The sequence below is a fragment of the Virgibacillus salarius genome (assembly GCF_039521925.1).
Taxonomy (GTDB): domain Bacteria; phylum Bacillota; class Bacilli; order Bacillales; family Amphibacillaceae; genus Virgibacillus; species Virgibacillus salarius.
Genome location: NZ_BAAACY010000013.1, coordinates 1 through 18,298 on the forward strand (window position 1 = coordinate 1; position 18,298 = coordinate 18,298).

Annotated in this window: 17 protein-coding genes; 1 reads left to right on the forward strand and 16 read right to left on the reverse strand. The window is 36.2% G+C overall.

The genetic code is table 11. The annotated features are described in order from the left end of the window. Nucleotides 1–109: 109 nt before the first annotated feature. From ABDZ84_RS02385 to gpr, 16 genes are all read right to left on the reverse strand, one after another. Complete coding sequence (locus ABDZ84_RS02385; RefSeq protein WP_026681188.1) at nucleotides 110–559, reverse strand: GatB/YqeY domain-containing protein; 450 nt, start codon at nucleotides 557–559, stop codon at nucleotides 110–112. 15 nt (nucleotides 560–574) lie between these two features. Continuing rightward, the gene (rpsU, locus tag ABDZ84_RS02390; protein WP_019377991.1) at nucleotides 575–751 is read right to left on the reverse strand and encodes a 30S ribosomal protein S21; all 177 of its coding nucleotides are present in this window, start codon (nucleotides 749–751) and stop codon (nucleotides 575–577) included. 140 nt (nucleotides 752–891) lie between these two features. Beyond that, nucleotides 892–1,563, reverse strand: a complete 672-nt coding sequence (gene deoC / locus ABDZ84_RS02395; RefSeq protein ID WP_228089172.1) for a deoxyribose-phosphate aldolase — start codon at nucleotides 1,561–1,563, stop codon at nucleotides 892–894. Nucleotides 1,564–1,914: 351 nt separating this feature from the next. After that, nucleotides 1,915–3,261, reverse strand: a complete 1,347-nt coding sequence (mtaB, locus tag ABDZ84_RS02400; protein WP_121605274.1) for a tRNA (N(6)-L-threonylcarbamoyladenosine(37)-C(2))-methylthiotransferase MtaB — start codon at nucleotides 3,259–3,261, stop codon at nucleotides 1,915–1,917. Then, nucleotides 3,261–4,019 (reverse strand): 16S rRNA (uracil(1498)-N(3))-methyltransferase, encoded by a 759-nt coding sequence (locus ABDZ84_RS02405; RefSeq protein WP_121605275.1) that lies wholly within the window; start codon nucleotides 4,017–4,019, stop codon nucleotides 3,261–3,263. The genes mtaB and ABDZ84_RS02405 overlap by 1 nt, the downstream gene beginning before the upstream one ends. A 22-nt stretch (nucleotides 4,020–4,041) precedes the next feature. After that, complete coding sequence (gene prmA / locus ABDZ84_RS02410; RefSeq protein ID WP_121605276.1) at nucleotides 4,042–4,980, reverse strand: 50S ribosomal protein L11 methyltransferase; 939 nt, start codon at nucleotides 4,978–4,980, stop codon at nucleotides 4,042–4,044. Nucleotides 4,981–5,066: 86 nt separating this feature from the next. After that, nucleotides 5,067–6,194 (reverse strand): molecular chaperone DnaJ, encoded by a 1,128-nt coding sequence (dnaJ, locus tag ABDZ84_RS02415; RefSeq protein WP_121605277.1) that lies wholly within the window; start codon nucleotides 6,192–6,194, stop codon nucleotides 5,067–5,069. A 190-nt stretch (nucleotides 6,195–6,384) separates the two neighbouring features. Next, nucleotides 6,385–8,220, reverse strand: a complete 1,836-nt coding sequence (dnaK, locus tag ABDZ84_RS02420) for a molecular chaperone DnaK (RefSeq protein WP_121605278.1) — start codon at nucleotides 8,218–8,220, stop codon at nucleotides 6,385–6,387. 28 nt (nucleotides 8,221–8,248) lie between these two features. Beyond that, the gene (gene grpE / locus ABDZ84_RS02425) at nucleotides 8,249–8,848 is read right to left on the reverse strand and encodes a nucleotide exchange factor GrpE (protein ID WP_121605279.1); all 600 of its coding nucleotides are present in this window, start codon (nucleotides 8,846–8,848) and stop codon (nucleotides 8,249–8,251) included. 100 nt (nucleotides 8,849–8,948) lie between these two features. Beyond that, the gene (gene hrcA / locus ABDZ84_RS02430) at nucleotides 8,949–9,980 is read right to left on the reverse strand and encodes a heat-inducible transcriptional repressor HrcA (RefSeq protein WP_121605280.1); all 1,032 of its coding nucleotides are present in this window, start codon (nucleotides 9,978–9,980) and stop codon (nucleotides 8,949–8,951) included. Nucleotides 9,981–10,166: 186 nt separating this feature from the next. Further along, complete coding sequence (gene hemW / locus ABDZ84_RS02435; protein ID WP_026681197.1) at nucleotides 10,167–11,321, reverse strand: radical SAM family heme chaperone HemW; 1,155 nt, start codon at nucleotides 11,319–11,321, stop codon at nucleotides 10,167–10,169. Nucleotides 11,322–11,909: 588 nt separating this feature from the next. Then, complete coding sequence (locus ABDZ84_RS02440) at nucleotides 11,910–12,176, reverse strand: hypothetical protein (RefSeq protein WP_162986429.1); 267 nt, start codon at nucleotides 12,174–12,176, stop codon at nucleotides 11,910–11,912. A gap of 682 nt (nucleotides 12,177–12,858) precedes the next feature. Continuing rightward, nucleotides 12,859–14,667, reverse strand: coding sequence for a translation elongation factor 4 (lepA, locus tag ABDZ84_RS02445; RefSeq protein WP_026681199.1), 1,809 nt, complete (start codon nucleotides 14,665–14,667; stop codon nucleotides 12,859–12,861). A 378-nt stretch (nucleotides 14,668–15,045) separates the two neighbouring features. Then, nucleotides 15,046–15,363, reverse strand: coding sequence for a hypothetical protein (locus tag ABDZ84_RS02450; protein ID WP_026681200.1), 318 nt, complete (start codon nucleotides 15,361–15,363; stop codon nucleotides 15,046–15,048). An 11-nt stretch (nucleotides 15,364–15,374) separates the two neighbouring features. Beyond that, the gene (gene spoIIP / locus ABDZ84_RS02455) at nucleotides 15,375–16,538 is read right to left on the reverse strand and encodes a stage II sporulation protein P (protein WP_343779853.1); all 1,164 of its coding nucleotides are present in this window, start codon (nucleotides 16,536–16,538) and stop codon (nucleotides 15,375–15,377) included. 98 nt (nucleotides 16,539–16,636) lie between these two features. Next, the gene (gene gpr, locus ABDZ84_RS02460; protein WP_121605284.1) at nucleotides 16,637–17,746 is read right to left on the reverse strand and encodes a GPR endopeptidase; all 1,110 of its coding nucleotides are present in this window, start codon (nucleotides 17,744–17,746) and stop codon (nucleotides 16,637–16,639) included. A gap of 214 nt (nucleotides 17,747–17,960) precedes the next feature. Here gpr and rpsT point away from each other — a divergent pair, with 214 nt between their 5' ends. Beyond that, on the forward strand, nucleotides 17,961–18,227 hold the full coding sequence (gene rpsT, locus ABDZ84_RS02465; RefSeq protein ID WP_026681203.1) for a 30S ribosomal protein S20: 267 nt from the start codon (nucleotides 17,961–17,963) through the stop codon (nucleotides 18,225–18,227). Nucleotides 18,228–18,298: the final 71 nt, after the last annotated feature.

The window sequence follows — 18,298 nt, forward strand, 5'->3', positions numbered from 1 at the left end:
GATTTTTCTGTTACAACTCTACAAGTTTAATTCTCACACAGGCAGAGCCTGTGGTTTAAAAAACATCAATAAAAAAGTCTCAGTTACTATTATAACTGAGACCTTTTATTTAATTACGTAACTGTTTTTGTACGAGTTTATTAATTTGAGAGCCATCTGCCTGCCCTTTTACTTTAGGCATGATTGCACTCATCACTTTTCCCATATCTTTCATAGAAGTTGCATTTACTTCGTGAATCGTCGACTGAACTATTGCCTCAAGCTCATCATCTGTGAGCTGTGCTGGCATATATTCTTGTAAAATGTTAATTTCATTTTCAAGTTTTTGCACAAGATCTTCGCGTCCAGCTGATTTGAATTCTTGGAGGGAATCTTTTCTTTGCTTAACTTCTCTAGACAATATTGTGGTTTCTTCGTCTTCTGAAAGTGAATCTTTGCCAAGCTTTATCGATTCATTTTGTATTGAAGCTTTTACCATGCGAATAACACTAAGGGTTTCTTTGTCTTTATTCTTCATCGCTTGCTTCATATCCTGATTCAGATTTTCAAGTAATGTCATGCATTTGCACCCTCTTTAGAATTTACGCTTTCTAGCAGCTTCAGATTTCTTTTTACGACGAACACTTGGTTTTTCATAGTGTTCACGCTTACGATATTCTTGCAATGTACCACTTTTGGATACACTACGTTTAAAGCGACGAAGAGCATCTTCAAGAGACTCGTTTTTACGAACGCGAGTAGTATTTGACATGCTAATTTCCCTCCCTCCGAAGCACAAAACAGATTGTACCGGCATGTTGTTCATTCCACATGCCTTTTTAAAGTATAATATATTCCTTTATTTTGGTCAACTGATTATTTCCAGCCAATTAATTTATTATACATAGAGATTTAATAATCAGCAGTACCTTGATCACCTTTTAAAATAGAAACTCCTGCACTTGCACCAATTCTAGTTGCACCCGCTTCAATCATTGCATTTGTCGTCTCTAAATCACGAACACCACCTGAAGCTTTAACTCCCATTTCTGGTCCAACCGTTTGACGCATTAAACGAATGTCCTCAACTGTAGCTCCGCCTCCAGAAAAACCTGTAGACGTCTTTACAAAATCAGCATTTGCTTCTTTAGCTAGCTTACATGCGCGAACTTTTTCTTCCTCGGTTAATAGTGATGTTTCGATAATCACTTTCGTCAATGCTTGTCCTTTGGCAGTAAGAACCACTTTTTCGATGTCTGACTTAACTGTCTCATCGTCTCCAGATTTAAGCGCACCAATATTGATTACCATGTCTACTTCTGTTGCACCATCTTTAATTGCCTGCTTCGTTTCTGCTACTTTTGCTTCCGTTGATGTTGCTCCTAGTGGAAAACCAATAACCGTACAAACCTTAACCGTTGTATTCTTTAATTTACTATAGCAATATGGAACCCAGTATGGATTTACACAAACAGATGCGAAGTCATATTCGATTGCTTCTTCTACGATTTGTGTGATTTTTTCCTTCGATGTTTCTGGTTTTAATTGTGTATGGTCAATGTATTTTGCCAATTGATTTGTCACATGAATCTTCCTTCCTATCATTGTTGTACGTACCTCTCTAGCTATCATAGCATGGAAGAGTATAAAAATCTAATTTCAGCTTTATAAACCAACATAGTCTCTATAGATTGACGAATAAACAAACTTAGAAATATCTGCAAATCATTGTCTGAAGTTCTATGTTTTAATTGAAAATAAATTGCTATACAAAAAAGGATCTACGACAGAAGTAATTTAAAAACAATAAAAAACGAAGGATAATTAGTTTTAAGTAATTATCCTTCGTTTTTTTCATAGAATAACTAATTCAGCATTTGGTTATTCGTATGTTGTGTAAAAAAGTTGTATTTTTTCTCAGCCCGTCATACGAATTTACTTAGCTTCTTCAAACAAAACATCTTCCATGATTCGTACAAATGTACCTTTATTTATTGGATAACCTGCTTTTGTTATTTTTACTCGAACTAATTTACCAATCATGTCCGGTGTACCCTCAAATTCAACCTTTAGATAGTTATCCGTGTAACCTATTAAATGATTTGGGTTGTTATCATCTGAAGCATGTTCTTCAGGGATAACCTCTAATACCTCATTTTCATACGTAGACGCATAGGCTTTGGCTAATTGATTAGATAACTCAATTAGCTGATGAACTCGTTCGTTTTTTACGTCATCATCAATTTGTCCATCCATTCGAGCTGCTGGTGTACCAGTTCTTCGTGAGAAAGGGAAGACATGCAATTCCGAGTAGCCTATTTCCTTAATATAGTTGTATGTCTCCATAAATTCTTCATCTGTCTCTCCCGGAAAACCAACGATAACATCAGATGTAATAGCTAGCCCAGGTAATGCCTTTTTCAGCTTATCAATTTTTTCTCTGTAATAGCCAGTAGAATATTTTCTTCTCATTCTTGCAAGAACAGAATCTGATCCTGACTGGAGTGGAATATGCAAATGTCTTACAACTTTTTCAGATTTATCTAGTACTTCAATAACTTCATCAGTAATCTGACTAGCTTCAATTGAAGAAATTCGAATACGTTTTAAACCATGAACCTTTGTTTCTAAATCACGTAGAAGCATCGCAAAATTGTAGTCTTTCATATCCTCACCATAGCCCGCTGTATGAATACCCGTTAAGACAATTTCCTTATAACCAGCATCTACCAGCTTCTGTGCTTGTCTAACTACGTTTTCAGGATCTCTTGATCGTAATAGCCCACGCGACCATGGAATAATACAAAATGTACAAAAATTATTACAGCCCTCCTGTATTTTTAAGGAAGCTCTTGTACGATCTGTAAATTCAGGTACATCCATTTCTTCAAATACTCTATTTTTCATGATATTTGAAACACCATTAATTGGTTCTTTCGTTTTCTTATGTTCTTCAATATAAGAAATCATGTTTTTTCGATCCTGTGTACCAACTACAATATCAACTCCAGGAATTTCCATTATCTCACCTGGTGAAGTTTGTGCATAACAGCCAGTTACACAAACAATTGCTTCAGGATTTTTTCGAATCGCTCGGCGAATTACTTGTCTGCTTTTCTTGTCACCTGTATTTGTCACCGTACACGTATTTATTACATAAACATCTGAATCATGATCAAATTCAACACGCTCATAGCCATGATCCATAAACATTCGCCATATACCCTCTGTCTCATAGTGGTTAACTTTACAACCTAATGTATGAAATGCGACTGTCGGCATTACTCACACCTCAATTCTTCAAAATGATAGGAAATACTAGCTAACGCATATAATGCCGCTGTTTCCGTACGTAAAATTCTTGGTCCTAATCGAACAGCTTGAAAACCGCTTGCTTTTAAAGCAATGGTTTCATCTTCTGAAAAGCCCCCCTCAGGGCCAATACAAATTAAAATTCGCTGTCGAGGCTTTAACTTGCGGAGATTTTCTCCAAAGGATTGGTAATTTGACGTCTTTGCCTCCTCTTCATAGGCAAAGAGTTTCATATCATAACTATCACTAAAGTCTATCAGTTCTTTTAAAGATTTACTGTATTGGACATTTGGTAGTTTATTACGGTGGCTTTGTTCACTAGCCTCTTTTATAATTTTTACCAATCGGTTTAATTTCTTTTCTTGCTTCTTTTCATCCCATCTTACAACAGAACGAGATGCTTGAAAAGGAATAAACGTGTTCGCTCCAAGTTCCGTTCCTTTTTGAAAAATTAGATCTAATTTATCTCCCTTAGGAAGCCCTTGTGCTATTGCTACTTCAACCGGTAATTCAGCATCTTGCTTAAGCCATTCTTTAATATCTGCATACACAACACCATTATCTAAGAACGTGATCCTACAAATTGCTGCCTGTCCATCCGGATGATTACAAATAATGCAATCTCCTGCTTTAAAACGCATCACTCGTTTCATGTGATGAACATCATCACCAGTTATTTTAATTGTAAATTCATTCCACATGCCTTTTGGAACAAAATATCTTTGCAACAACCCACACCTACTTTAACATCTACAATTTTTGTGCAACAATGGAGATCCAATCCTCCATCTCATTCATCTGAATGATTTGAAAACCTTGCTGCTCTAGACGATCCTTTACCATCTGTTTTTTATTTTGAATAATACCAGATGTTATAAAATAACCTCCAGGTTTTAGATTATTCCATGCATCGTCAACAAAACGAACGATAATCTCTGCTAAAATATTTGATACAATTATATCTGCTTCTATTGCTATATGATCCAATAAATTATTCTGCTTAACAGAAATCTTTTTTTCCATTTTATTTAATTTTGCGTTTAGAATTGTACTCTTTACAGCAACATCATCTAAATCATATGCATGCACATGGCTTGCTCCCAATAATGCTGAAGCAATACTCAAAACTCCTGAACCAGATCCAACATCAATGACAGTATCTCCGCTTTTCATAAATTGCTCCAATGCCTGAATACTTAAGACAGTTGTAGGATGTGTACCCGTCCCAAATGCCATACCTGGATCAAGTTCTATGATCACCTCGTCAGTATCCACTGGTGTATATTCTTCCCATGTTGGAATGATCGTAATTTGCTTAGAAATTTTCACTGGTTTATAGTATTTCTTCCAGGCTGTTGACCATTCTTCTTCGTTTACTTCACTTAATGAGATTTGATTTCTTCCTAAATCAATATCATATAATAGGAGATTATTAATAGCTTGTTTTATTTCCTCAACCGTCTCTCCTAAAAAACTATTAACTGGAAGGTATGCTTTAATATAGACTCCTTCTTCTGGATATTCTTCTGGATTTAATTCAAATATTTCACCAAAAGCAGTGGAGTGCTCTTTTACTAAATCAATCGGGTCTTCAATAACGAGTCCACTTGCACCAGTTTCATGAAGAATATTCGAGATTGGCTCAATCGCTTCATTTGTTGTATGAATACAGAGTTCAGACCATTTCATACTGGATCCACCCATTTCCTTTTGAAATTATCATACACCTTACCGCTATCAATTCCTGTTATGTAAACGGTGCTTATAACACACCGTTATTCACTTTTGAATGCCTTCTTAAATCGATCAAACAATGAACTGCCTTGTTCATCCGTGGCATCGTGACCACCAATTTCGTTAAATTCACGTAACAGCTCTTTTTGGCGTTCTGATAATTTAGTAGGTGTCATGACTTTCACTTTAATATGCTGATCTCCATGACCATAGCCTCTAACGTTCGGCGCTCCTTTTCCTTTCATTCGGAACGTTTTCCCGGTTTGTGTACCAGCTGGTATTTTCAATTTTACCTTTCCATGGACTGTTGGAACCTCGATTTCATCACCTAATGCTGCTTGCGCGAAGGTCAATGGCAATTCACAGAAAATATGATCTCCTTCACGCTGGAAGAAATCATGCGGTTTGACTTGAACTACTACAAACAAGTCTCCTGGAGGACCTCCATTAACCCCGGATTCGCCTTTTCCTGATACCCGTATTTGTTGGCCTTCATCAATTCCTGCTGGGATGGTAATATGAATAGTTTTGCGCTTTTTAACCTTTCCAGTACCACCACACGTGTTACATTTATCAGGAATAATCTTTCCTGATCCACTACAATAGTTACAAACCCTTCGATTTACAACTTTACCAAATGGTGTATTTTGTTCCATATTTAATTGACCTGATCCCCCACAATGGGAGCATGTCTTTGCTTTCGTTCCTGGTTTTGCCCCAGATCCAGAGCAAGTATCACATGTTTCTTCTTTTGGTATCGTAATATCCGTTTCTTTACCAAATATTGCTTCCTCAAAATCAAGAACCATCGTATATTGGAGATCGGCTCCTTGCTGTGGTGCATTCGGATCTCTACTTCGTCCACCTCCACCAAAGAACATATCAAAAATATCACCAAAGCCTCCACCGAAGTCTTGCGAACCTCCGAATCCGCCGAAGCCTTGGTTTTGTGGACCAGCATGACCGAATTGATCATATTGAGCACGCTTTTGTTCATTACCTAGAACTTCATAGGCCTCTTTGGCTTCTTTAAATTTATCTGCAGCATTAGCTTCTTTATTAACGTCCGGATGGTATTTTCTTGCTAGCTTACGATAAGCTTTTTTTATTTCTTCCTTCGATGCCCCTTTATCGACACCGAGTACTTCATAATAGTCTCGTTTACTCACTTGACAATCACTCTCCCGATACTCACTTTTGCATAACTTTTATCTTACCACCTTATACAGTCTTGTGGCAAATGTTGAAACAAATACGCTAACGTGTAAAAAAGTCAAAGTCAAGAGGATCCTGACTTTGACTTTTAATTTACCGGATTAAGGATAGAAACTTAAGTTTCTAAACCTATTCATCCCAATATTATTTATTTTTATCTTCCTCATCATCAACCTCTTGATAATCAGCATCCACCACATCATCATCGCTATTACCAGCCTGATCTGATTGCTGTGCTTGCTGCTCTTGTTGCATTTGTTCATACATTTTCACGGATAATTGTTGAACTTGCTCTTGAAGAGCTTCTTTCTTTTCTTTAATTTGTTCAATATCATCAGCTTCAATGGCTTTTTGCAATTCTTCCTTAGCAGCTTCTGCTTTTTGTTTTTCATCTTCAGAAACCTTATCTCCTAAATCTTTAATTGTTTTATCTGTTGTAAAGATTAGTTGATCAGCTTCATTACGTAATTCAATTTCTTCGCGACGTTTTTTATCATCTTCCGCATTCTCTTCAGCTTCTTTAACCATGCGGTCTACTTCTTCATCTGATAGACCAGAAGAGGATTTGATTGTAATAGATTGTTCTTTATTTGTACCTAGATCTTTGGCACGTACATTTACAATACCATTCGCATCAATATCAAAGGAAACTTCAATTTGCGGTACTCCTCGTGGTGCTGGTGGAATATCCGTTAATTGAAAACGACCTAAAGTTTTATTATCTGCAGCCATTTCGCGTTCACCTTGTAGGACATGAATGTCTACTGCTGTTTGATTATCCGCTGCAGTCGAGAATACTTGAGAATGACTTGTTGGAATCGTTGTGTTACGCTCAATTAATTTCGTAGTTACAGATCCCATTGTTTCAATACCAAGTGATAGAGGTGTTACATCTAATAATACAACATCCTTCACGTCACCTTGTAGGACACCGCCTTGAATTGCAGCACCTAAAGCAACTACTTCATCAGGGTTAACTCCTTTAGACGGTTCTTTACCAATCGCTTGCTTGATTGCTTCTTGAACTGCAGGAATTCGTGTTGATCCTCCAACCAATATAACTTTATCAATGTCACTTGCTGACAAATCAGCGTCAGACAAAGCCTTGCGAGTAGGCACCATTGTACGCTCTACCAACTCTGAAGAAAGTTCTTCGAATTTTGCTCTTGTTAGATTCATTTCTAAGTGCAGTGGTCCAGCTTCTCCAGCTGTAATAAATGGTAAAGAAATTTGTGTTTGAGATACCCCTGATAGATCTTTTTTCGCTTTCTCGGCAGCATCCTTTAAACGTTGTGTAGCCATTTTATCTTTTGATAGATCAATACCATTTTCCTTTTTAAATTCTTGTACCATGTAATCGATAATAACCTCATCGAAGTCATCACCGCCAAGACGATTATCACCTGCTGTAGATACAACTTCAAATGTACCGTCACCGATATCTAGGATAGAAACGTCAAACGTTCCGCCACCAAGGTCGTAGACCAAAATTGTTTGGTCTTCGTTTTCTTTATCTATGCCATAAGCTAGTGCCGCAGCGGTTGGCTCATTAATAATACGTTCTACTTCCAAACCAGCAATTTTACCAGCATCTTTTGTTGCTTGTCGCTCTGCATCATTAAAATATGCTGGAACTGTAATAACAGCTTTACTTACTGTTTCACCGATATAATCTTCTGCAAATGACTTAATATGTTGCAAGATAATAGCAGAAACTTCTTGCGGAGTAAATTCTTTATCTTCTATCTTCACTTTATAATCTGTTCCCATATGGCGTTTTATAGATTGAATTGTGTTTGGATTAGTAATTGCTTGACGCTTTGCAACCTCTCCAACCTGTCTTTCACCATTTTTAAAAGCCACTACTGATGGAGTTGTACGGTTTCCTTCTGGGTTAGGTATTACTACTGACTCTCCACCTTCCATTACAGACACACAAGAGTTTGTTGTACCTAAATCAATACCAATTATTTTACTCATGATTATTCCTCCTTAGCTACGTAAACAATTATTTATTAACTTTTACCATTGCTGGTCTAATAACACGATCTTTCAACTTATAACCTTTTTGCAATTCCTCAACAATTACATTAGATGCCTTTTCTTCATCTTCTACTTGCATTACTGCGTGATGTAAATTTGGATCAAACTCCTCACCTACTGTAGCTATCTCTTCTACACCTTGTGAAAAGAGAGCATCCTTTAATTGATTGTAGACCATCGTAATCCCATCAATTAAACTAGATGTTGCCTCTGTTTTTTCAACTTGCAACGCCCGTTCAAAATTATCCAATGCGGGTAACAATTCTTGGATTAAATCCTGGGATTTATATTTTCGCTCTGCGTCCCTTTCTTTTAAGGTACGTTTCTTGAAATTATTAAATTCTGCTTGAACCCTTAACATTCTCTGATATATTTCATCCTTCTCTTTCTGGAGTGTATCCAACTCACTCTGTTCAATTGTCGAATGATTAGTTTTATCAGTTTCTACTTCTTCCTCTTTTGCATCGATTACTTCAATCGAGTCAGCAGTTTCTGCTTCTGCCTTTGCTTCTACTTTTTCTTCATCATCAGTAACGGTTCTCGTTTGTTTATCCTGTTCTTCCACGTGTGACACCTCCAATTTAAACTAACCAACATTCACTATAACACGTTGCACTTTTGAACGAAACAATAGCGAAGTCATGTTTTAATAAATTTCATAAGATTTATTCATTGTTTTTATACCACATATACAGTGCTTCTGTCATTTCATGTGACAAAATATTTAGTAATGAAATAACTCTTCGATACTCCATTCTTGTTGGGCCAAGTAATGCAATTGTCCCCGTCTGATCTTCTCCTAAGTGATAAGCTGCAGTAATTAAGCTCAGTTCTTTAATGGCTTCGACATTGTTCTCTCTTCCGATGGATACTTTAATCCCATCCTTGGACTGTTTCAGCATACTTGCAATCTCATCCTCATTTTCGATCATTGCATAGAAAGAACGTATTTTATCTACATCATTAAATTCCGGTTGCATCAGCATATTAGATTTTCCACCAATATATAATTTAACCGGATGATCTTGAATAAGTGCTGCATTCAAGTAATGGTATGAATTCTCTAGATTGGATACGTACTTTTTCATCATGGAAGCAATTTGTGAATTGAATTTTTCTGCCAATTGTATAATTGGTACGCCACTCAATTGGTCATTCATAATATTTACCATCTTTTCTATATCAGATGGTTCAATTTCATGAGGTATAGAAAATGACCGATGTTCCACATGACCAGTATTTGTAACAAGAATAGCAACCGCCGTATTCGACGATAAGGTAATAATTTGAATTTGCTTTAATTTTGTTTCAAATATTTCAGGTCCCAGAATGATCGTTGTATAGTTGGTTAATCGAGATAGAACTTCTGCTGACATCTGAACAATTTGTTCAAATTCAAAGAAATTATCTTGAATAATATGCTTAATCACATCGCCGTCTTCATGCATTATACTTGGAGAAATGAGGTGGTCGACGTAATATCGGTACCCTTTTTCTGAAGGTACACGTCCTGAAGATGAATGCGTCTTCTCAAGGAAGCCCATATCCTCTAGATCCGCCATTTCGTTTCGTATGGTTGCAGCGCTAAATGAAATATGCTCTTTTTTCGATATAGCGCGTGAGCCAACAGGATGTGCCGACTCGATGAAATCATCAATAATTACTTGTAAAATCAATAATTGCCTTTCTGTTAACATGATGATCACCTCTGTTAGCACTCAACCTTATCGAGTGCTAATGCTAATTATAAATTACCAAATCCACTTTTCTTTGTCAACGAAATGACTTGTATCTCAGTATGTGCCATATAAAATAACCTGTACAAAAGAGAACAGGCTATTTTTACATATATCTCTTATCAATCAATCTTAGTGTCGACGTGACTATATTTGTACGGAATCCTCTAATAGAAATCTTTCGAATACTTCATTAGCTAATAATTTTCCTTCACTGGTTAAGCGAATCGACATATCATCCTCCTGTAACCAGCCCTTCTGCACAAGACTTTCAATGGATGACTTATACAACTTATCAGGAAAGAATCCAAATCTAGATGCAAAGGTCTGTTTGTTTACACCTTGCATTTTTCGTAAACCTAAAAACATTTCTTCCTCAATCTGTTCTTTATTATTAATTTGATCAATATGGAGAACAGGTTTGCCATCAGCCATTGCCTGTTTGATATATGCTGGTAATGGTCTTATATTGCCATACCTCTTGCCTGGAATATACCCGTATGCACCTGCTCCAAAACCATAATAATAATTATTATCCCAGTATGTTAAATTATGCTTGCTTTCAAACCCAGCTTTCGCAAAGTTACTTATCTCATATTGCAGTAATCCATGTTTTTTTGTAGTATCGGTTAAAATATGATACATTTCAACTTCTTCTTCCTGAGCTGGACGTTGCAGTTTTCCTTTTTTATGACGCTGAAAGAATACTGTTTTCGGTTCAATTTGCAATGCATACGTAGATAAATGTGGTAGTCCCAGTGCCATGGCCTGATTCAAAGAATTTTTGAAATGATCAATTGTTTGATTAGGTAGTGCATATATTAGGTCTGTACTAATATTAGTTATTCCGTTATTCTGAAGTAATTCAACAGTTTCATAAACATCCTTTACCTTGTGCAATCTACCTAGCTCTTTTAACATATGATCATCAAAAACTTGTACGCCAAGTGAGACTCTATTCACACCATATGTTTTTAATAACTTGACCTTTTCGTCATTAAAATCACCTGGGTTTGCTTCAATCGTGTACTCTTCACATTGAGTCATATCAAATTTCTTATCAATAAATGAGAGCAGTGATTCTAGTTGGTTAACAGATAAAGCTGTCGGAGTTCCTCCACCTATAAAAACCGTCTTTACTTTATTACCTGTATCGTCTACATATGTAGAAATCTCATTCTTTAATGCAACAAGATAATCATTAGCTCTCTTTTCATTATAAAAGAACTTTGTAAAGTCACAGTAGTAACAAATTTGCTGACAAAACGGGATATGGATATATACAGATTGAATTGCATTCATATTAGTGCTCCTTACGAAAAGGAAAAAGGAAAAACTGTTTTCCAATTTAACAGCTCTCCCTTTCCGTTTCAGATATTGATGATCCTTTATTCTAAAATTACCATAAAGACTTCTAATTGCTAATTGTATCTTTGTGTATTTTATTATATCTAACATTATTTATCAAGCCAAATAGCTCCTTGGAAGGATAAGCAAACTCCTAATACTGTAATCATTATGGGTATCATTAAACCTCATTTTTCCCTTAATTTAATTGCACCTACCAGCATTCCACCTTGATAAGAACTTTGAAGAAAACTTAAATCTAGAGAATTTCCTCGTAGAACTTGGTCCACGATGCAAGGTATACCCATGAGTAAAGGATCGAAGAAGAAAAAGAGTTTATTATAATGAGAATGATGAACATGTTATTTTAAGCTATGTAGTTTGTTTCATTTTGATTTCTCGCAAAATTTATGTGAATTTGAATGATCTCCCAAGGGGATGGATATATAGAACAAGTTAATACGAAGGGGAAGAGAAAAACGAAAAACCCCTCACTACATTTAATGAGGGTTTTTCATGATTATTAGCATCTAGAGCCTTCTTTTACTGAATATTATTTGCTGTTTGTTGCTGTGAATTACCAGTTTCACCTTGTATAGCACTGGATAATTGTTGCACATTCTGATTGGTAGTCATATTTTGTAAAGGTTGAGTCAATTGTTGAGCTCCAGAATTATTTAATGCATTAGAAATGGTTTGAGGCAAATTTTTAAATGTTCCATTTTGAACTCCTCTTGTAATACCATAAATAGCTGCTCCTGCAGCTCCAATAGCAAGTATTGACGTCATCATACCTTGTCGGTTATTCATATATTTATCACCCTTTGTGTGTTGTTCTTGTGCTTCCGTTTTAGTTTTACAAAACACACCAAAAGTATACGAATGATTATACCTCATTTTATTCCATTGATTATACTATTTAACAAATTAGTCTTCGTTCTATACAGTATTGAACGAAGGAATTGATGAATTGTAACAAAGTGGTAAACATTATAAATAATCACTGATTAAAAAATAACTACAGAGTGCTTATGAAAAGACTTTCTATATGAATGTTTTCCCCACTGTCACTGGGTCAACTAAAAGGATTTTCCCAGCTGATTTCATCAATGCTATATAAAAGATGCTATTTTTAGGTCTATTCCATACAAAAAGTAGGGTTTAGAGAAAAGATCTGTATCAGCGAAAGTGATGGATATACATTTAGACTCTCGCAGGAAACCGCCTTTTGCTTCCGAGGAAGTTGAGGTGTTGCCAGGAGAAAGCGAAGTGTATATCCTCCTGGCGTTACAAACGGCTATCCATATATTCAAAAAATAAACTTGCAGTGAGTTTTTTTATCACGCTTTAAGCTCTTTAGAGCCCCCGCATAGCCAGAGGAGAGGTATTCTAAACCATTAATAAATAGTACTGCCACCAACATATTCAATGTGGTGGCAGTAGAGTAGCAAAGCGTCTATTTTTCAATTTGATATATCCTTAAAACGTTGATTTAATCATCCTTCATTTCCAAAACTGCCATAAAGGCTTCTTGCGGTACCTCTACAGAACCTACCATCTTCATACGCTTTTTACCTTCTTTTTGTTTCTCCAATAACTTACGCTTACGAGAAATATCTCCACCATAGCATTTAGAGAGAACGTTTTTCCGCATTGCCTTAATTGTAGATCTAGCCACTATTTTATTTCCAATAGCAGCTTGAACGGGAACTTCAAATTGCTGTCTTGGAATTAGCTCTTTTAATTTATCAACAATGTGCTTGCCACGTTCGTAAGCAAAGTCTCGATGGACAATAAATGAAAGTGCATCAATAGTATCACCATTTAATAAAATGTCCATTTTCACTAAATTGGAAGAGCGATATCCAATTAAATCATAATCAAAGGAAGCATACCCTTTTGTTTGGGATTTAAGTTGATCAAAGAAATCATAAACAATTTCAGATAATGGTATATGATAAATAACATTAACTCGAATGTCATCCAAGTATTCCATATCAATGAATTGACCACGTTTTTTTTGTGCGATTTCCATCACTGCTCCAACATATTCATTTGGAACCATGATTGTAGCTTTTACATACGGTTCTCGAACATCTTTGATCTGCTGAGGATCTGGCATAACGGAAGGATTATCGATAGCAATAACCTCTTCGTTTGTCTGCTCCACTTCGTAAATAACACTAGGTGCTGTAGTAATTAGATCTATTTTAAATTCTCGTTCAATACGTTCTTGAATGATTTCCATATGCAAAAGCCCTAAAAATCCACAACGGAAGCCAAATCCTAATGCTTGAGATGTTTCTGCTTCATATTGTAATGATGAATCATTTAATTCTAAACGCTCTAGCGCTTCTCTCAAATCATTATAATTATTGGCGTCAACTGGATACAGCCCGCAAAATACCATTGGGTTTAATCGCTTATATCCTGGTAACGGTTCAGCAGCAGGTCGGTTAGCTAATGTAATCGTATCCCCAACTCGCGAATCACCCACGTTCTTAATAGAAGCTGTTAAATAACCGACATCTCCTACGGTCAGTTCATCTTTAGTAATTGGCTTGGGACTAAATACCCCTAATTCATTGACTTCAAATTCTTTATCCGTTGCCATCATTTTAATTTTATCGCCTACTTTTATAGAACCTTCCTTAATACAAACGTAGGCGATAACTCCTCGATAGGGATCGTATAAAGAGTCGAAGATTAACGCTTTAAGCGGCTCTTCGGTATCACCCGCAGGCGCAGGGATTGCTTCCGTAATTCTTTCAAGAATTTCATCAATCCCAATATTTGCTTTTGCTGATGCTAAAATGACATCATCGCCATCAATACCAATCACATCTTCTAATTCTTTTTTCACTCTATCTGGATCTGCACTCGGCAAATCGATTTTATTAATAACAGGTATTATTTCTAAATCGTTATCAAGAGCTAAATAAACATTCGCTAACGTTTGGGCTTCAATGCCTTGCGCAGCATCAACAACAAGAATTGCTCCTTCACATGCAGCAAGGCTTCTAGAAACTTCATATGTAAAATCGACATGACCCGGTGTATCAATGAGATGAAAAATATAGTCTTCTCCTGCGTTACTTTGATAATTTAATTGTACAGCATTTAATTTAATGGTGATGCCACGCTCACGCTCGAGATCCATTGCATCGAGTAATTGATCTTTCATTTCTCTTTGTGTTATTGCTTTTGTGCGTTCTAATATTCGATCTGCCAAGGTTGACTTGCCATGATCAATATGTGCGATAATTGAAAAATTACGCACATTTCTTTGAATTTTTGCCATTAGTGATGTTCACTCCTACTTTCTTTTATCTCTACAGATAAAAGGCCTTAAATTATCAGCGACAATGACTAGCATTGATTATAGCAATAGTAACAGTTATGTTCAAGAACAAAAGCGCAAGCGCCCGATTAGAACGTAGCGACTAGAGCAAGTCAACCGAGATAAAGAAATCACGGTGAGCTTGCGAGCCGATGATGACTTAGATTAGGGCGATTCGTGAAATCACCTCGTTTCTGGGCGCTGAAGCTGGACGTGGCTCAACACGTCCATATTGACCCACATGGGCTAATTTTATAATTTCCTAGACTAGAACAAAAGCGCAGAGCACTATAACTTTAGGATCTGCGCTTCTGCAACATAATTGCACCTATATAAAAATTAAAAAAATAATTGGGAAACCTGGTAAAGTATCTCTACCACAACTTCATAAAATCCAGATACACCAGCTTCTAATATCGATGCCGTCTTCTCTGTAACAGGTGAAGGTCCATTCGTGTTAATCTTCTCTTCCGTAATAACTTCAGTGGTATCTGATGTTGTTTTAGTTTGCAATACTTCATCTTTAGCCTCTTTAACATCAACCTTCATTTCTGTTTGCTGAGGTGTTGACTCTTCTGCTTGTTTATCATTCCCGTAGACCACTCCAGTTAAAAAACAAACTGCTAATAATAATAATACAATTAATGAACGAGTCATCTTAACACCTCCTATGAAGCAGTATCTACTTTTTCTGCATCCCAATACATCTCACTAAATACGTCTGCTAGAGCATCAGCCGAACGATATAGCTCGTCCAGTTTGTTTTCTACTCCCCCGAATTCAAACAGCAATGCGTTATTAGATAAATCTTGATTAAATACTCCATTTGTTCCTTTATCTTTTCTCGGAAATACCCCTCTGCTTAAACCAGGATATTTTTCTTCTAACAGATAATGCAGCTTAGCTGCTAAGTCAAGGTTCTTCTTATAAGAGTTATGCTCAGCGCCAACAACTATCATAATGCGGGCATAGGATTTTCCGTTTATTTGCTTCGTCGTTTTTTCCTTTTTGATAGCATCACGATGTAAATCAAAAGCATATTGAATATCCTTATTAGTGGATAGTGTGTCAGCAACTACCTCCCTAGATGCATCATACGACCTGCCAAACCCCCAGCCCTTTTCATGCAATTTTTTGGTTATATCTGTATCATCAACTACAGTTCCAATTCCATTTGCCTGCAATGATTTAGCTAGTCGATTACTCACCTTTGAAATATTCACTTCCTTATGATAAGCCTTATCAGGGTCCTTTACGTCAGGTAAATAAGGAAGAAAGGACTCTCGATTATGTGAATTATAAATATAAACAACCTCTTTATTCCCTGTCGTTGGCGTATTTTTTTCTTTGTTCGTTTCTAATTGTTCTGTTGTGCTTTCCTCATCTTCAATTATTGCTTCTCTCTCTTTTAGAACTTCTTGTAGTGGTGGAGAAGATTCAATTGGTAGGTTTGTATAATTTGTACCTTCACCAGCAATTAATATGTGGTTATCAAAAACCTTAAATCCAGGTAATTCATTGCCTAACAAGCTTCTAATATCATTTGGTTTTAGACTTGTTGCAATGCGAAACAGAGTTGTAGACAAATCAAGGAATTTGTGATCTTCAGGTACAGCTTGCTGAAATGCCCGATTTTCAATTCCTAGCAAGTATAAAAAAGTAGAGCTATTAATATCAGTTGTCCATTCCGTAATTACTTCAGAAGAAAGGCGATAAGCGGGCTTTATCGTTGTTAGAATACCGATGCAAGTAAAAAGTATTAGAGCACCGATAATGTATAAGCTACTTCGCTTATATAAAAGACGAAGCCCGCTATGTTTATGCAGATCCATGGTTCCACCCTTTCTGAATTCACGCTATAGTTAACTCTATGACACAAATCCAGAAGCTAGAACCTAATCTTTTATTTTTTGGAATATTGATAGAAAGGTTAACGAGAATAAGATGCGAAATTATCTACATTGACAGTTTCATGCATAGCAGCATTAACGCCGTTTGCTATTAGGCTAGCCATATCAATCATAAAACCATCTACTTCTTTAGGTGTTACCATTAAATTATGACCAATCGGCGTTAATACTTCTGTTATTAGTTTTCGCTTTTCATCGTCAGATAGATTCCCTACTATACCAAGGAATGTTTGACGTTTTTCTTCATCTGGTAAATCTTCATCCGTTAAACGTTTCTCACCAAATGACATACCAGCAGGTGTTAATGACTTGGAGGGATCATCCTTTTCTTCCCACTCTCTACCAAAATGCTTCAATAAAAAGTCGATGGTATCACTTGTGATGGTAACAGCATCAACAACTGTCGGAACTCCAATAGCCATCACAGGAATGCCTAACGTTTCTTTACTTATTTCTTTTCGTTTATTTCCTACACCAGATCCAGGATGTATACCAGAGTCGGATAACTGAATGGTTTCATTAACTCGTTCAATGGACCTTGAGGCAAGTGCATCAATACAAATAACAAAATCTGGTTGATATTTCTCCACAATTCCGAAAATGATGTCACTTGTTTCAATACCAGTAACCCCCATTACGCCAGGTGTCACAGCAGCTACTGGCCGGTAACCTTTTGAAACCGTTTCATGTTCCATTTGGAATAAATGACTAGTTACTAGCACTTTCTCTACGGTCATCGGACCAAGTGCATCGGGTGTAACATTCCAGTTTCCTAATCCTACAATTAAACCTTTACTATCGACTGGAATATTGTTTTTAGCAATTAATTGTTCCAGTTCTTTAGCTAACACCTTTGCAGCTTGCTCCTGTCTTTTTGTATCTTGTCGTTTTACACCATCAGCATAAATGGTAATATAGGATCCCGGTTTTTTACCTAGAAGCTCAGCACCAGTATCATCGATCTCTACATAAGAAATATTAATTCCTTCATCATTTCTTTCTTTTATAGTGACTCCTTTTATTTTTTTCTGATCAGTTGCCTCTTGATTTTCAACATACATATCCTTTGCTTCAATGGCTAGATCTGTCCTAACTTGATATGGTACAATATCATTCTTTTTGTTTTCCATAGCTCGCTCATCCTTTCTTCATCTGTTAGTAATAGATTTAACAAAATAGCGAAACTCATACATTTGATAACAAAGCTATTGAAAACAAACCATTCCTCTGGTAAAATGACTTTTGTCCATAGACAAAAAAAGCAAATACAAATCACTTTACATTTGTTGGGATGAAAACAAATACATTCATAATTGTGATGATATTTCAGGAGGTGAAAAACTTATGGCAAATATTAAATCTGCAATTAAACGTGTAGAAACAAATAATAAAAAACGCACAAACAATGTTATGCAAAAATCTGAAATGCGTTCACAAATTAAGCGTGTAGAAAAATTAGTTGAAGCTAACGATAAAGAAAACGCAATCGTTGCTTTAAAAGATGCGAATAAATCAATTGATAAAGCTGTTCAAAAAGGGATTATTCATGCTAACAACGGTAATCGCCAAAAATCACGTCTAGCTAAGAAATTAAATCAATTAGGCGCATAATAAAGGGGCTGGGACATAACTAGCCTGGAGAAGTAAAAAAGAGATTCCAGTTATCAAAAATAGATAGCTGG

Bases quoted from the DNA above. Each gene is read 5' to 3' on its own strand.
- ABDZ84_RS02385 (WP_026681188.1), bottom strand. From the start codon at position 559: ATGACATTACTTGAAAATCTGAATCAGGATATGAAGCAAGCGATGAAG.
- rpsU (WP_019377991.1), bottom strand. From the start codon at position 751: ATGTCAAATACTACTCGCGTTCGTAAAAACGAGTCTCTTGAAGATGCT.
- mtaB (WP_121605274.1), bottom strand. From the start codon at position 3,261: ATGCCGACAGTCGCATTTCATACATTAGGTTGTAAAGTTAACCACTAT.
- prmA (WP_121605276.1), bottom strand. From the start codon at position 4,980: ATGAAATGGTCTGAACTCTGTATTCATACAACAAATGAAGCGATTGAG.
- dnaK (WP_121605278.1), bottom strand. From the start codon at position 8,220: ATGAGTAAAATAATTGGTATTGATTTAGGTACAACAAACTCTTGTGTG.
- hrcA (WP_121605280.1), bottom strand. From the start codon at position 9,980: ATGTTAACAGAAAGGCAATTATTGATTTTACAAGTAATTATTGATGAT.
- hemW (WP_026681197.1), bottom strand. From the start codon at position 11,321: ATGAATGCAATTCAATCTGTATATATCCATATCCCGTTTTGTCAGCAA.
- ABDZ84_RS02440 (WP_162986429.1), bottom strand. From the start codon at position 12,176: ATGAATAACCGACAAGGTATGATGACGTCAATACTTGCTATTGGAGCT.
- lepA (WP_026681199.1), bottom strand. From the start codon at position 14,667: ATGGCAAAAATTCAAAGAAATGTGCGTAATTTTTCAATTATCGCACAT.
- ABDZ84_RS02450 (WP_026681200.1), bottom strand. From the start codon at position 15,363: ATGACTCGTTCATTAATTGTATTATTATTATTAGCAGTTTGTTTTTTA.
- spoIIP (WP_343779853.1), bottom strand. From the start codon at position 16,538: ATGGATCTGCATAAACATAGCGGGCTTCGTCTTTTATATAAGCGAAGT.
- gpr (WP_121605284.1), bottom strand. From the start codon at position 17,746: ATGGAAAACAAAAAGAATGATATTGTACCATATCAAGTTAGGACAGAT.
- rpsT (WP_026681203.1), top strand. From the start codon at position 17,961: ATGGCAAATATTAAATCTGCAATTAAACGTGTAGAAACAAATAATAAA.